This is a genomic window from Mesorhizobium sp. P3_B5 (genome assembly GCF_056402815.1).
Genome location: NZ_JBFUGR010000006.1, coordinates 311184 through 323459 on the forward strand (window position 1 = coordinate 311184; position 12276 = coordinate 323459).

Consider the following 12276-nt stretch of genomic DNA (forward strand, 5'->3'; position numbering starts at 1 on the left):
TCGTTCTTCCCTGAAACTTTGAAAACCGTTGTGGCCGCGTCTCGCGGCATCTGGCCGGATCGTAGCCATGCACCCTATTCGAAACGGCCCGCCAGCGCCAACGCCTGTCGCAAAATCGACAAGAAAACCAATAGATTTCCAGTCGCTTTCCTTTTGCGGGAAGTCGCAAATCAGCTATGGCTCGATGCCCGTAGCGGGTTAGGTATTGAAATGATATTTGAGGCCTCGCAATTGCATCCGCGTGGCAGGGAGCTGAATTAAAAATGGCCGACGACGAGATCATCCTTTCCGAGCTTTCCGACGACGAGTTGGTGCAGCAGATGCACGACGACCTCTATGACGGGTTGAAGGAAGAGATCGAGGAAGGCACCAACATCCTGCTCGAGCGCGGCTGGGTGCCTTACAAGGTGCTGACCGAGGCACTGGTCGAAGGCATGCGCATCGTCGGCGAGGATTTTCGCGACGGCATCCTGTTCGTACCTGAAGTGCTGCTCTCCGCCAACGCGATGAAGGCCGGCATGTTCATCCTGCGCCCGCTGCTCGCCGCCACCGGCGCGCCGAAGCAGGGCAAGATGGTGATCGGCACCGTCAAGGGCGATATCCACGACATCGGCAAGAACCTCGTCGGCATGATGATGGAAGGCGCCGGCTTCGACGTCATCGACCTCGGCATCAACAATGCGGTCGAGAAATACCTCGACGCCATCGAAAAGCACCAGCCCGACATCATCGGCATGTCGGCGCTGCTGACCACGACCATGCCCTACATGAAGGTCGTCATCGACACGATGAAGGAAAAGGGCATTCGCGACGACTATGTCGTGCTGGTTGGCGGCGCGCCGCTAAACGAGGAATTCGGCAAGGCCGTCGGCGCCGATGCCTATTGCCGCGACGCGGCCGTGGCAGTCGAAACCGCCAAGGACTACATGAAGCGCAAGCACAACGTCCGTGCTTCAGCCTGATCTCTACGCAAGGCGTTTGGCCAACAAAAAAGCCGCGCCTTGCAGCGCGGCTTTTTTGTTCCCAGATGTTGGAAACAGATCGCAGCGGGTCAGGGTTTGGTGACAGTGTCCTCAACGGCTTTGGCTGTCGATTTGACATCCTTGCCGACGCCACGGACAGTGTTCGCGCATGCCGTAAGGGCAAGGGCGCAGGCAAGGATGGCAAACGGCGCGATGCGTAGCAGTTTCATGGACGGTGTCTCCCTCAACAGATAAATTAGCCCCAGAGCAACGAAGGCCGGTTCAACAGGTTCCATGGCCAAGACACAAAAAACGAAACCGAATCAAGACGACAGGCTGCTCGTCATCGCCTGCGGGATGATTGCGCGCGAAGTTTTGGCCGTCAAGGAACAGCTGGGGCTCGATCACCTCGAATTGACGTGCCTGCCGGCGGAGTTCCATTTCTACCCGGATCGCATCGCGCCAGCCATGGACAAGGCGATCGAGAAAGCCAAGGCCGAAGGCTATACCAACATCTTCGTCGGCTATGCCGATTGCGGCACCGGCGGCCTGCTCGACCGCGTGCTGGAGAAACACGGCGTCGAGCGGATGGCCGGGCCGCACTGCTTTGCCTTCTACCAGGGCATGGATGCCTATGCGAAAATCGCCGACGACGACATGATGTCGTTCTATATGACCGACTTCCTGTGCCGGCAATTCGACGCCTTCTTCATGAAGCCGCTCGGGCTCGACAAGCACCCGGAGCTGATCAAGGACTATTTCGGCAACTACGAGAAGCTCGTCTATATCGCCCAGACCGACGATCTGGAACTCGACAAGGTTGCCGAGAAAGCCGCCAAAATGCTCGGCCTCGCCTATGAGCGCCGCTCGACCGGCTATGGCGACCTGACAGCGGGACTTGCGCAAGCCGCCGCACGCGCCTGAGGCAATTCTTCGGCCGCAACGCCGTCAAGCATGGATGACAGGCCGCCGCGATCGGGTAAGTTGTGCCCCTAGACGCAAACAAAGCTGCTCCAGCCAGCGACGAGGAAAGCCACCGATGGTCATCCGTCCCCTGCTTGCCGTTCTCGGCCTGCTCTCCTTCGCCCTGCCCGCCTACGCCGACGGCGAGGTGCAAAAACTGATCACCCCTGCCGACAAGGTGCGGCTCGACAAATATGGCGAGACACGCAAGGCAGCCCTTGACGAAGCCAAGGCCGGCGACCCCGCCGACGTCAAGCAGCTCGACGCCTTGCTGGCAAAGCCTTTCGTCGCCTTTTCCGACAAGGACCTGACCGGCAACTGGAAGTGCCGCACCATCAAGGCCGGCGGCCTAGGCCCGCTCGTCATCTATGGCTGGTTCAAGTGCAAGGTGACCGACGATGGCTCCGGCTGGCGGCTGGAAAAGGTGAGCGGTTCGCAGCGCACCAAGGGCCGCTTCTTCGACGATGGTGAAAAACGCGCCATCTATCTCGGCTCACTCTCGGTCAACGACGATCCGGCAAAGCCCTATGGCAGCGGCCCGCAAAGCGACCAGGTCGGCTACGCCTTCCGCAACAGCGCCAGCGAATGGCGCATCGAATTCCCGGCGCCCTACTACGAATCGAAGCTCGACATCATGGAATTCAAGCGCTGAGCTGCGCCTCCTTGACCGGCACGCCGATCACCAAGGATTAACCCGGACGGCCTAGCATCCCGAGCTCTGGCCGGCATCGGCTGCATATTCCCGGGCGGCGGTTGCGAACCATGGAACCCCAAAACTCAAATCCACGGCCGATCGTCGTCGTCACCGAAGGCGGCCCGCATATCTGGGCCATCGTCAACGCCATCGCCGACACGCTCGGCCCTGTCAGCGTCATCCTCGAAAGCCCTGAATCCAAAAAGCAATTGCTGCTCGGCCGCGCCCGTCGCCAGGGCTGGATTTCCGCGGTCGGACAGCTCGGCACGATGGTGCTGACGCGGCTCGGCAAACGGTTTTTTGCCGGCCATGCGACACGGTTGATTGCCCAACACAAGCTGCAGACCGAACCGGAGCCGGGACAGACGATCATCCGTGTCCCCTCAGCCAACGCTCCCGAGTGTTTGCAGGCGATCGCGGAAATCCAGCCGGGCGTCGTGCTGCTCGCCGGCTGCCGCCTGCTGTCGAAGCAGACGCTGGCAAAAATGCCGTGCCCGGTGCTCAACTACCACGCCGGCGTCGCCCCGAAATACCGCGGCATGAATGGCGGCTATTGGGCGCTGGCCTCGGGCGACGCGCAAAACTTCGGCACCACCGTGCATATGGTCGATGCCGGCGTCGACACCGGCGGCGTGCTGCGGCAGGCGCGCGGCAAAGCCGAGCCTGGCGACACCATTTCAAGCTATGCGCTGCGGCAGGCGGCGTTCTCGCGCGAGGTCTGCGTCGACGCGGTCCGCGATGCGCTGGCGGGAAAACTTGCCATCTCGGATCCCGGCCTGCCCTCCAAGCAATGGTATCATCCGACGATCTGGTTCTATCTCTGGACCGGCGTCAAAAGCGGCGTCTGGTAGGCCGGCCATCCCAAGGATTTTCGCCTTTCTTTTTGCGACCGCCAATAGCGTCGCTTTTGAATGCGCGCGCGTCGTCCCATAACAAGCAGCCCAACTGCGCTTGCGGCAATGCTCGAAATCACGAGGAGTAGGAATTCATGGCCGATCTGATCGTCGTCTACTGGCGCGACATCCCCGCCCAAATCATCGTCAAGAAGGGCCGGCAGAACGCCAAGCGCGAACTGCCGCTGCGCTTCACCGAGGCGATCGACATGTGCGCCATGCGCACCGGCGCCGGCGGCACCGACGATTATCTCGCCGAATGGCGCAAGGCCGACCCGATTGCGGTTGGGGACGACCTCGAAGCCGAGGTCGAAAAGGCTTTTCAGGACCTCGATACGAAATACGACCGCGAGCGGCTGGTCGCTCTGGTGAAGGCGGGCGGGAAAGAAAATGTCTGACACCCAACCGGCGATTACCCAAGCCACCCTCAACAAGAAGGCAGCGCCGAAATCCGACTACAAGCCGGCCGACGTGTCGCCGCAGCGGCGCGTGCAGCGCTCCTTTGCGGTACGGCTTTGGTCGATCCGGCACTCGCGGCTGCTCGAATGGTTCTATTCCCGGTTCGCCGACATGTTCCTGCTTCTGCATCCCCTCTGGAAAGGCATCGGCTACGGCCGCGTCGAAGGACCGATCAAATTCGTCGAAAAGCGCGTCAAGGGCTTCATGTTCGACTGCCGCATGTGCGGCCAGTGCGTGCTGTCCTCCACCGGCATGTCATGCCCGATGAACTGCCCCAAGCAATTGCGCAACGGACCCTGCGGCGGCGTCCGCGCCAATGGCAATTGCGAGGTCGAGCCGGACATGCCTTGCGTCTGGGTCAAGGCCTGGGAGGGCTCGCAGAACATGGTGCATGGCGACAAGATCCTCGACGTGCAGAAGCCGGTCGATCAGTCGCTGCGCGAAACCTCGGCATGGCTGCGGGTGACCGCGCAGGCCGCAGCCGCCCGCGAAGCCGCGCAAGCCGCCAAGAATGGTGCGGCAAACACCGGAGCATCGGCATGATCGGCCGCCAGCTCGACGAGAACCCGGCCGGCATCCACCTGCCGCTCGATCCCCTGCCCGGCCACACCTCGCGCGGCCGGCTGGAGCGCGTCTTGCGGCGCGGCGAATTCGCGGTGACCACAGAGCTCAACCCGCCCGACAGCGCCGATCCCGAAGACGTCTACAACCGCGCGAAAATCTTCGATGGCTGGGTCGACGCCATCAACGCCGTCGATGCATCGGGCGCCAACTGCCACATGTCGTCGGTCGGCATTTGCGCGCTTTTGACCCGCATGGGCTATGCCCCGATCATGCAGATCGCCTGCCGCGACAAGAACCGCATCGCCATCCAGGGTGACGTGCTGGGCGGTGCTGCGATGGGCGTCGCCAACATGCTGTGCCTCACCGGCGACGGTGTGCAGGCCGGCGACCAGCCCGGCGCCAAGCCGGTGTTCGACCTCGACTGCATGTCGCTGTTGGAAACCTGCCGCATCATGCGCGACAACGGCAAGTTCCTCTCCGGCCGCAAGCTGACCACGCCACCGCAGCTGTTCCTGGGTGCGGCGATCAACCCTTTCGCGCCGCCGATCGATTTCCGCCCACACCGGCTCGGCAAGAAGATCGCGTCCGGCGCGCAGTTCGTGCAGAGCCAGTACTGCTTCGACGTGCCGATGTTCCGCACCTACATGCAGAAGGTGCGCGATCTCGGCTTCACCGAAAAATGCTTCATCCTGTGCGGCGTCGGGCCTCTGGCCTCGGCCAAGACCGCCAAATGGATTCGCTCCAACGTGCCCGGCATCCACATCCCCGATTCGGTCATCAAGCGGCTGGAAGGCGCGCAGGACCAGAAGAAGGAAGGCAAGCAGCTCTGCATCGACATCATCAACGAGGTGAAAGAAATTCCCGGCGTTTCCGGCGTCCATGTGATGGCCTATCGCCAGGAAGAATATGTCGCCGAGATCGTCGATGAATCGGGCGTGCTCAAGGGCCGCCAGCCGTGGAAGCGCGAAATCCGCCGCGACGACCAGCTCGTTGCCGACCGGCTCGACCACATACTGCACGACGAGATTACCGAAACACAGGTGGACATGGTGAAGACCGCGCATTGACGGCGCGCATGCTCACCATTCGCTTGATCGAAATCAGATAACGATATAAAGAACTCTTTATATCACGACGGAGAGATTTCATGACCCGTACCATCGTCGCCTCGGCGACACGAGAAATCATTATCGGCTTCGACCAGCCGTTCTGCGTGATCGGCGAGCGCATCAATCCGACCGGCCGCAAGAAGCTGGCCGCCGAGATGATCGCCGGCAATTTCGACACCGTCATCCGGGACGCGTTGGAACAGGCCGCCTGCGGCGCCACCATGCTCGACGTCAATGCCGGCGTCACCTCGGTCAACCCGAACGAGACCGAGCCAGGCCTGCTGGTGCAGACGCTGGAGATCGTCCAGGGGCTGGTCGACCTGCCGCTGTCGATCGACAGCTCGGTGACCGCGGCAATCGAAGCCGCGCTGAAGGTTGCCAAGGGCCGCCCGCTGGTCAATTCCGTCACCGGCGAAGAGGAAAAGCTCGAAGCCATTCTGCCGCTGATCAAGAAATACAACGTTCCGGTCGTTGCCATCTCCAACGACGAGACCGGCATTTCGATGGATCCCGACGTGCGCTTCGCCGTCGCCAAGAAGATCGTCGAGCGCTGCGCCGATTTCGGCATTCCGGCGCATGATGTCGTCGTCGACCCGCTGGTCATGCCGATCGGCGCGCTGGGCGATGCCGGCCGCCAGGTGTTCGCTCTGTTGCGTCGGCTCCGCGAAGAGCTCAAGGTCAACACCACGTGCGGCCTCTCCAACATCTCGTTCGGCCTGCCGCACCGCCATGGCATCAATGCCGCCTTCATCCCGATGGTGATCGGCGCCGGCATGACCAGCGCCATCATGAACCCGGTGCGTCCGCAGGAAATGGAAGCCGTGCGCGGCGCCAATGTGCTGAACGGCACCGACGAGAACTGCACCAACTGGATCAGGACCTACAAGGACTACAAGCCGGCCGAAGGCGGCCAGGCGGTGGCAGCACCGACGCAGGTCAATGCGCCGGGCGACGGCGCCAGCAATGGTGGTCGCCGCCGTGGCGGTCGTGAAGCCCGGATGGGTCGAGGATAAGCGCGCAATCGTGAACTCGCCTGCAAACATCACCGATCCGCTCGTGCTGTTCATGCCGTCCGGCAAGCGCGGGCGGTTTCCGGTCGGCACGCCGGTGCTCGACGCCGCACGCCAGCTCGGCGTCTATGTCGAGAGCGTCTGCGGCGGGCGCGCCACCTGCGGGCGTTGCCAGATTGAAGTGCAGGAAGGCAATTTCGCCAAGCACAAGATCATCTCCTCCAACGACCACATCACGCCCAAGGGCGCCAAGGAAGAGCGCTACGAACGCGTGCGCGGCCTGCCTGAGCGCCGGCGCCTGTCCTGTTCGGCGCAGATCCTCGGCGATCTCGTCATCGACGTGCCGCAGGACACCGTCATCAACGCGCAGACCATCCGCAAGGATGCCGACACCAGGGTCATCGCCCGCGATTCGGCGGTCCGCATGTGCTATGTCGAAATCGAAGAACCCGACATGCACAAGCCGCTCGGCGATCTCGACCGCCTCAAGATCGCGCTGATGCACGACTGGAGCCTGAAAAACCTCGATTTCGATTTTCACCTGTTGCCGCAGGTGCAAGGCATCTTGCGCAAGGGCAACTGGACCGCGACCGCCGCCATCTACAAGGATGCCGAGACCGAGACCGCGCGGGTCATCGCTTTGTGGCCGGGCCTCAAGAACGAGGCCTATGGGCTCGCCTGCGATATCGGCTCGACCACCATCGCCATGCATCTGGTGTCGCTGCTGTCGGGTCGCGTCGCCGCCTCGTCGGGCACGTCCAACCCGCAGATCCGCTTCGGCGAGGATCTGATGAGCCGCGTTTCCTATGTGATGATGAACCCGGACGGCCGCGAAGGCATGACGGTGGCCGTGCGCGAGGCGATTTCCGGCCTCGTCGACAAGGTCTGCGCCGAAGGCAACGTCCAGCGCAACGACATTCTGGACAGCGTCTTCGTCGGCAATCCGATCATGCACCATCTGTTCCTCGGCATCGATCCGACCGAGCTCGGCGGCGCGCCCTTCGCGCTGGCCGTCTCGGGCGCCGTGCACATCAAGGCCTCGGACATCGGCCTCAAGCTCAATCAGGGCGCAAGGCTCTACATGCTGCCTTGCATCGCCGGCCATGTCGGCGCCGATGCGGCGGCCGTCACGCTGTCGGAAGGTCCGCACCGCCAGGACGAGATGATGCTGATCGTCGATGTCGGCACCAATGCCGAGATCGTGCTCGGCAATCGTGCGCGGGTCGTGGCGGCCTCCTCCCCCACCGGCCCGGCCTTCGAAGGCGCGGAAATCTCCGGCGGCCAGCGCGCCGCCCCCGGCGCCATCGAGCGCGTGCGCATCGATGCCGACACGCTGGAGCCAAAGTACCGCGTCATCGGCTCGGAACTGTGGTCGGATGAGCCTGGCTTCCTCGACAGTGTGCAGGCAACCGGCGTCACCGGCATCTGCGGCTCCGGCATCATCGAGGTGGTCGCCGAAATGTATCTTGCCGGCATCATTTCCGAGGACGGCGTCATCGACGGCGGCCTGTCGGCGCGCTCGCCGCGCGTCACCGCCAACGGCCGCACCTTCTCCTACGTGCTGAAGGAAGGCGAGCCGAAGATCACCATCACCCAGACCGACGTGCGCGCCATCCAGCTCGCCAAGGCAGCGCTCTATGCCGGTACCAAGCTGTTGATGGAAAAACAGCACACCGAGCATGTCGACCGCATCCATTTCGCCGGTGCCTTCGGCTCCTTCATCGATCCGAAATACGCCATGGTGCTGGGCCTGATCCCAGACTGCGATCTCGACAAGGTTTCGGCGGTCGGCAACGCCGCCGGCGCCGGCGCCCGCATGGCGCTGCTCAATCGCGGCTACCGCCGCGAGATCGAGGACACGGTCAGCAAGATCGAGAAGATCGAGACCGCGCTGGAGCCGAAATTCCAGGAGCATTTCGTCTACGCCATGGCGCTGCCGAACAAGGTCGACCCGTTCCCGAAACTCTCGGCCGCGGTGAAACTGCCGCCGCGCAAGACCGTCAGCGAAGACGGTGTTGCCGGCGATGCCGCCCCGCGCCGGCGTTCGCGCGAAGGCCATGCGGCAAGGCGCGGGCGAGAGTAAACCGCCTGCAACAGAGCGTCGAACGCCTCCAATTTCATTTGTATGCAAATGTTTCAAGATCGGCCGATCTGGAAACGAAAACGCTGTTTTCGTGAAATCCGCCAGATACACGCGCGGCGCATTTAACCGGCATCAAGCGGCAGGCAGGAAATCTCTTCCGACCGCCGCGATCCTTCAAGGGAGATCACGATGTCGATGTTCGAAAGCCTCGGCCGTTATGGTGCGGCCATCAAGCATGCCCACAACCGGAACAGATCTGTCCGAGCACTGAACAGCCTGCCTTCCGAAATCCAGAAGGATATCGGCTGGCCGGTGTCGCCGCGCAATGACCCGCAGGCCACCTTGTCGGCTCTGCTCCTGGGCTCGGCGCGCTGATGACATTCGCCGACAAATGCAAGCTGTTGGCCAAACGCCGGAGCCGCGATACGGCTCCGGCGACAACCGATACAAAGCTGCGCGCAGCACTTTTGCCTCGGCGTTGAACGCTGTTGCGGTGCCCTAAAGGGCTGGGAAAGCTGCCTTGGGGTTGCGGCCCCAGATCACACAACCGTGTTGACCACCACGCAAAACTTGACATTTCTGGCCGAGGCACGATCTTCGAAGACAGGGAGATTTCTCTTAGTCGGCTCCAGCCGAAGTTCGTGTATCCGCATGCCCAGTTTCAAAAGCCACGTCGTTTCGTTTGTGCTCCGGCATAGCCGCAAGCAGGCCTTTGCCAGCCCGGAAAACCTGCAGCGCTGGATTGCCTATGCTCGCAAGACCGAAGACCACCAGCCGCCCGCTGCGCTGCGGTCGCGGCTCGGCATCACGACGCGCACCGTCGGCGGCTTTCCCGTCTACGAAATCGCGCCCAAGGCCGGCGAGCAGAAGCAGATTCTTTACCTGCATGGCGGCGCCTATGTCTTTGAAATCACGCCCTATCATTGGGGGCTGATCGCCGAAATGGCCGATCGCCTTGGCTTCGGCATCACCGTGCCGATCTATCCCATTGCCCCCGAGCATGATTTCCACGCCATGTTCGACATGGTCGGCAAGGTCTACCGCCAGATGCTCGACGAAACCGAAGCGGAAGACATCGTCTTCATGGGTGACTCCGCCGGCGGCAACATGGCCGTGGTGCTGACCATGATGGCCGCGGAAGAAGCCCTGCCCTTGCCGTCACGTCATGTGCTGATTTCGCCAGGTCTTGACATGTCGCTTGCCAACCCCGAAGTCTTCGAAGCCGAGCGCAACGATCCGTGGCTGGGCATTTCTGGCGGGATGGAGGCGGTCCGGCTCTACAGCGCCGGCTTCGCTCGAAGCGACTGGCACATCAGTCCGCTTTACGGCGACCTGTCGGTGCTGCCGAAAACCCTGCTGCTGACCGGCTCGCACGATCTGCTCAGCCCCGACAATCTGATCTTCGCCGAGAAAGCTCGTAACGCCGGTGTCGATGTGGAGGTCGTCTATGAGGAAGGCATGTTCCACGTCTGGCCGCTGATCGAGATGCCCGAGGCGCGCCGCGCGCGCGACAGCATCGTCGCCTTCCTGAACGGCGAAACCAAACCACGCCGCGCTACGGCCGGTCGATGGCCGCTACAGGGTCAGATCGCCACCTGATCTGTCACCCGCGAGCCATTCCGGACGAAGAAGAGCCCGCCCCCGATCCTGTCGGGACGGGCTCCGATCGTTACAAAAATCAGAACTTGCCGGTTTCCCGGAACACTTCGAAGGTTGCGCGGATGTGGTCGGCGACTGCCTTGACCGGTGCGCTGGCATCCGGCGCCACCACCATGGCCAGATTGTAGGTGCCGATGTCCGGCATGCCGTCCTTCGGGCAAAGCTCGACCATGTCGTTGCCGAGGAACGACTTCGGCAGCGGCGCTACCGCGAGATCGGACATGATGGCGGCGCGCTGGCCGGCCGTGTGCGCGCTCATATAGGCGATGCGGTAGTTGCGGCCCTCACGGCCGAGCGCTTCCAGGGCGCCAGCGCGCCAGGCGCAGCCTTCTTCCCAAAGCGATACCGGCAGCGGCTCGCGCAGATGCGCACATCCGCCCTTGGCGCCGGCCCAGACGATCGGCTCGGTCAGCAGCACCTCGGCGCCGATCGCGCTGGTCTTGTAGGAGTTGGTCAGCAGCGTGATGTCGAGCGCGCGGTCGTCCATGCGGCGGCGCAGATTGCTGCTCTGGTCGATGGTGACGTCAACGGCGATCGACGGATGCGACTGCGCAAAACGCTTCAGCACATGCGGCAGCACGCGCTCGCCATAATCGTCCGGTGAGCCGAGCCGCACCACGCCGACAATGTCGGGAATGATGAACTTCGACACCACCTCGCGGTTGATCGACAGCAGCCGGCGGGCGTAGCCGAGCAGCATCTCGCCATCGGTGGTCAGTGTCACCGAGCGCGCGTCGCGCGCGAAGACGGAGCGGCCCAGAATGTCCTCAAGCTTCTTGATCTGCATGGAGACGGCCGAGGGCGTGCGGAAGACGGCATTGGCGGCGGTGGTGAAGCTGCCGGTTTCGGCAATGGCCACGAAAGTGCGCAGCACATCGAGATCGAGCAGGGGCAGCGGATGATTGAGTGGGGCGTTCATCGGGATCGACCTTCAATTTTTCTGATGCAAACCATCATTCCATTTCGTTTGATTGAACATCAGAATGGGAGGATAGTCAACTCCATCGAAGCAGGACGTACCGAAAGCAGCCACCAAACGACCACGACACAGACCTGTATTCGACATGAAGTGAAGCTGAAACAAACCGGGTGTACCGCCTCAGTCGTGCGGATCCTCCCACCGCCAACGAAGGAGAATGAAATGTCTATCCTGTCATCCATTGGTCGGCTTGCGACCGAATTCAGCGCGGCCCGCGCCCGCTACCAGACCGAACGCGCCATTCACTCGCTGCCGATCGAACTGCAGAAGGACATCGGCTGGCCTGAAGCTGCCGACACCAAGACCGGTGCACGCCACGGCGTCGGATCCTGGGCTGGAGCGAAGTAAACCGTGTGTAGCAAAGAATGAAGGCCTGCCGCGCAGACCATGCCCGGCAGGCCTTCTCCGTTTTATTTGCATTCAAATGAATTTTGGAGCCATGTCGCCACTGCATGGCGCATATGAACAAGCCGCATAGCGGTGCAAATTGCCGGATAACGCGTTGTAAATAATGGTAAATTCTGGGCAGTTTGCCCAATAATGTCGCAATCGGTGTCGCATTTCATATCAAGCGCTTCGCATTTGCGATTTAGTTTGTCCTCGCACAGGCCTATATCAGCGGCAGCAAACGAGCTGCCCCACTCCATAAAGCGAAGGCGACCCGTCTGAGCAACCGAATGGAGATGATCATGAAGCTTTTTGCCCGCCTCTTTGCCCGCCGCGAAATGAACCTGACGACCGCTCTCGAGCGCCAACGCCTTGCCAACACCATGCCCGGCCAGACCGGCGCCATGAACGCGGCGCGCCTCGGCTTCGTCGCCTGAGACAACAGCTTGCGAAGGCAGCGTTCCCTGCCGCTGCTTCGAAGTTGATCCCAACGCCGCCTTGGCAAGCCGAGGCG

Annotated in this window: 15 protein-coding genes; 13 read left to right on the forward strand and 2 right to left on the reverse strand. The window is 62.2% G+C overall.

The annotated features are described in order from the left end of the window. Positions 1-263: 263 nt before the first annotated feature. Entirely contained in the window at positions 264-962 is a 699-nt protein-coding gene (locus AC1DVW_RS18115) for a corrinoid protein (RefSeq protein ID WP_477247776.1), read from the forward strand. An 89-nt stretch (positions 963-1051) separates the two neighbouring features. On the opposite strand, the gene AC1DVW_RS18120 is transcribed toward AC1DVW_RS18115, so the two are convergent. Next, complete coding sequence (locus tag AC1DVW_RS18120) at positions 1052-1192, reverse strand: EncA/B family entericidin (RefSeq protein WP_477324820.1); 141 nt, start codon at positions 1190-1192, stop codon at positions 1052-1054. Positions 1193-1256: 64 nt separating this feature from the next. Between AC1DVW_RS18120 and AC1DVW_RS18125 the strand changes: the two genes are divergently transcribed. The 10 genes from AC1DVW_RS18125 (at position 1257) to AC1DVW_RS18170 (ending at position 10336) form a co-directional block, all read left to right on the forward strand. Then, positions 1257-1886: a DUF1638 domain-containing protein gene (locus AC1DVW_RS18125; RefSeq protein WP_477324822.1), complete on the forward strand. Its 630-nt coding sequence runs from the start codon at positions 1257-1259 to the stop codon at positions 1884-1886. 115 nt (positions 1887-2001) lie between these two features. Next, positions 2002-2577, forward strand: coding sequence for a DUF4893 domain-containing protein (locus tag AC1DVW_RS18130; RefSeq protein WP_477324824.1), 576 nt, complete (start codon positions 2002-2004; stop codon positions 2575-2577). Positions 2578-2687: 110 nt separating this feature from the next. Next, positions 2688-3470: a formyl transferase gene (locus AC1DVW_RS18135; protein WP_477276879.1), complete on the forward strand. Its 783-nt coding sequence runs from the start codon at positions 2688-2690 to the stop codon at positions 3468-3470. Positions 3471-3607: 137 nt separating this feature from the next. Beyond that, positions 3608-3910, forward strand: a complete 303-nt coding sequence (locus tag AC1DVW_RS18140; protein WP_477247767.1) for a virulence factor — start codon at positions 3608-3610, stop codon at positions 3908-3910. After that, a complete protein-coding gene (locus AC1DVW_RS18145) occupies positions 3903-4514 on the forward strand; it encodes a methylenetetrahydrofolate reductase C-terminal domain-containing protein (RefSeq protein ID WP_477247765.1) in 612 nt (203 codons plus the stop codon). Before AC1DVW_RS18140 ends, AC1DVW_RS18145 begins: the two co-directional genes overlap by 8 nt. After that, positions 4511-5602, forward strand: a complete 1092-nt coding sequence (locus AC1DVW_RS18150) for a methylenetetrahydrofolate reductase (RefSeq protein ID WP_477247763.1) — start codon at positions 4511-4513, stop codon at positions 5600-5602. Before AC1DVW_RS18145 ends, AC1DVW_RS18150 begins: the two co-directional genes overlap by 4 nt. 80 nt (positions 5603-5682) lie before the next feature. Next, a complete protein-coding gene (locus tag AC1DVW_RS18155; protein ID WP_477247762.1) occupies positions 5683-6657 on the forward strand; it encodes a methyltetrahydrofolate cobalamin methyltransferase in 975 nt (324 codons plus the stop codon). Continuing rightward, on the forward strand, positions 6608-8737 hold the full coding sequence (locus tag AC1DVW_RS18160; protein WP_477247760.1) for an ASKHA domain-containing protein: 2130 nt from the start codon (positions 6608-6610) through the stop codon (positions 8735-8737). The genes AC1DVW_RS18155 and AC1DVW_RS18160 overlap by 50 nt, the downstream gene beginning before the upstream one ends. Before the next feature lie 189 nt (positions 8738-8926). Then, entirely contained in the window at positions 8927-9112 is a 186-nt protein-coding gene (locus tag AC1DVW_RS18165) for a hypothetical protein (RefSeq protein ID WP_477247758.1), read from the forward strand. A 276-nt stretch (positions 9113-9388) separates the two neighbouring features. Continuing rightward, a complete protein-coding gene (locus AC1DVW_RS18170) occupies positions 9389-10336 on the forward strand; it encodes an alpha/beta hydrolase (protein ID WP_477324826.1) in 948 nt (315 codons plus the stop codon). A 79-nt stretch (positions 10337-10415) separates the two neighbouring features. On the opposite strand, the gene AC1DVW_RS18175 is transcribed toward AC1DVW_RS18170, so the two are convergent. After that, complete coding sequence (locus tag AC1DVW_RS18175) at positions 10416-11315, reverse strand: LysR substrate-binding domain-containing protein (RefSeq protein WP_477247755.1); 900 nt, start codon at positions 11313-11315, stop codon at positions 10416-10418. A 222-nt stretch (positions 11316-11537) separates the two neighbouring features. Between AC1DVW_RS18175 and AC1DVW_RS18180 the strand changes: the two genes are divergently transcribed. Together AC1DVW_RS18180 and AC1DVW_RS18185 are read left to right on the forward strand one after the other, a co-directional pair. Further along, positions 11538-11723, forward strand: coding sequence for a hypothetical protein (locus tag AC1DVW_RS18180; RefSeq protein ID WP_477248053.1), 186 nt, complete (start codon positions 11538-11540; stop codon positions 11721-11723). Positions 11724-12064: 341 nt separating this feature from the next. Beyond that, complete coding sequence (locus AC1DVW_RS18185) at positions 12065-12199, forward strand: hypothetical protein (RefSeq protein ID WP_013531161.1); 135 nt, start codon at positions 12065-12067, stop codon at positions 12197-12199. Positions 12200-12276: the final 77 nt, after the last annotated feature.

Bases quoted from the DNA above. Each gene is read 5' to 3' on its own strand.
- AC1DVW_RS18120 (WP_477324820.1), bottom strand. From the start codon at position 1,192: ATGAAACTGCTACGCATCGCGCCGTTTGCCATCCTTGCCTGCGCCCTT.
- AC1DVW_RS18180 (WP_477248053.1), top strand. From the start codon at position 11,538: ATGTCTATCCTGTCATCCATTGGTCGGCTTGCGACCGAATTCAGCGCG.
- AC1DVW_RS18125 (WP_477324822.1), top strand. From the start codon at position 1,257: ATGGCCAAGACACAAAAAACGAAACCGAATCAAGACGACAGGCTGCTC.
- AC1DVW_RS18175 (WP_477247755.1), bottom strand. From the start codon at position 11,315: ATGAACGCCCCACTCAATCATCCGCTGCCCCTGCTCGATCTCGATGTG.
- AC1DVW_RS18170 (WP_477324826.1), top strand. From the start codon at position 9,389: ATGCCCAGTTTCAAAAGCCACGTCGTTTCGTTTGTGCTCCGGCATAGC.
- AC1DVW_RS18155 (WP_477247762.1), top strand. From the start codon at position 5,683: ATGACCCGTACCATCGTCGCCTCGGCGACACGAGAAATCATTATCGGC.
- AC1DVW_RS18135 (WP_477276879.1), top strand. From the start codon at position 2,688: ATGGAACCCCAAAACTCAAATCCACGGCCGATCGTCGTCGTCACCGAA.
- AC1DVW_RS18160 (WP_477247760.1), top strand. From the start codon at position 6,608: ATGGTGGTCGCCGCCGTGGCGGTCGTGAAGCCCGGATGGGTCGAGGAT.
- AC1DVW_RS18150 (WP_477247763.1), top strand. From the start codon at position 4,511: ATGATCGGCCGCCAGCTCGACGAGAACCCGGCCGGCATCCACCTGCCG.
- AC1DVW_RS18115 (WP_477247776.1), top strand. From the start codon at position 264: ATGGCCGACGACGAGATCATCCTTTCCGAGCTTTCCGACGACGAGTTG.
- AC1DVW_RS18185 (WP_013531161.1), top strand. From the start codon at position 12,065: ATGAAGCTTTTTGCCCGCCTCTTTGCCCGCCGCGAAATGAACCTGACG.
- AC1DVW_RS18165 (WP_477247758.1), top strand. From the start codon at position 8,927: ATGTCGATGTTCGAAAGCCTCGGCCGTTATGGTGCGGCCATCAAGCAT.
- AC1DVW_RS18145 (WP_477247765.1), top strand. From the start codon at position 3,903: ATGTCTGACACCCAACCGGCGATTACCCAAGCCACCCTCAACAAGAAG.
- AC1DVW_RS18140 (WP_477247767.1), top strand. From the start codon at position 3,608: ATGGCCGATCTGATCGTCGTCTACTGGCGCGACATCCCCGCCCAAATC.
- AC1DVW_RS18130 (WP_477324824.1), top strand. From the start codon at position 2,002: ATGGTCATCCGTCCCCTGCTTGCCGTTCTCGGCCTGCTCTCCTTCGCC.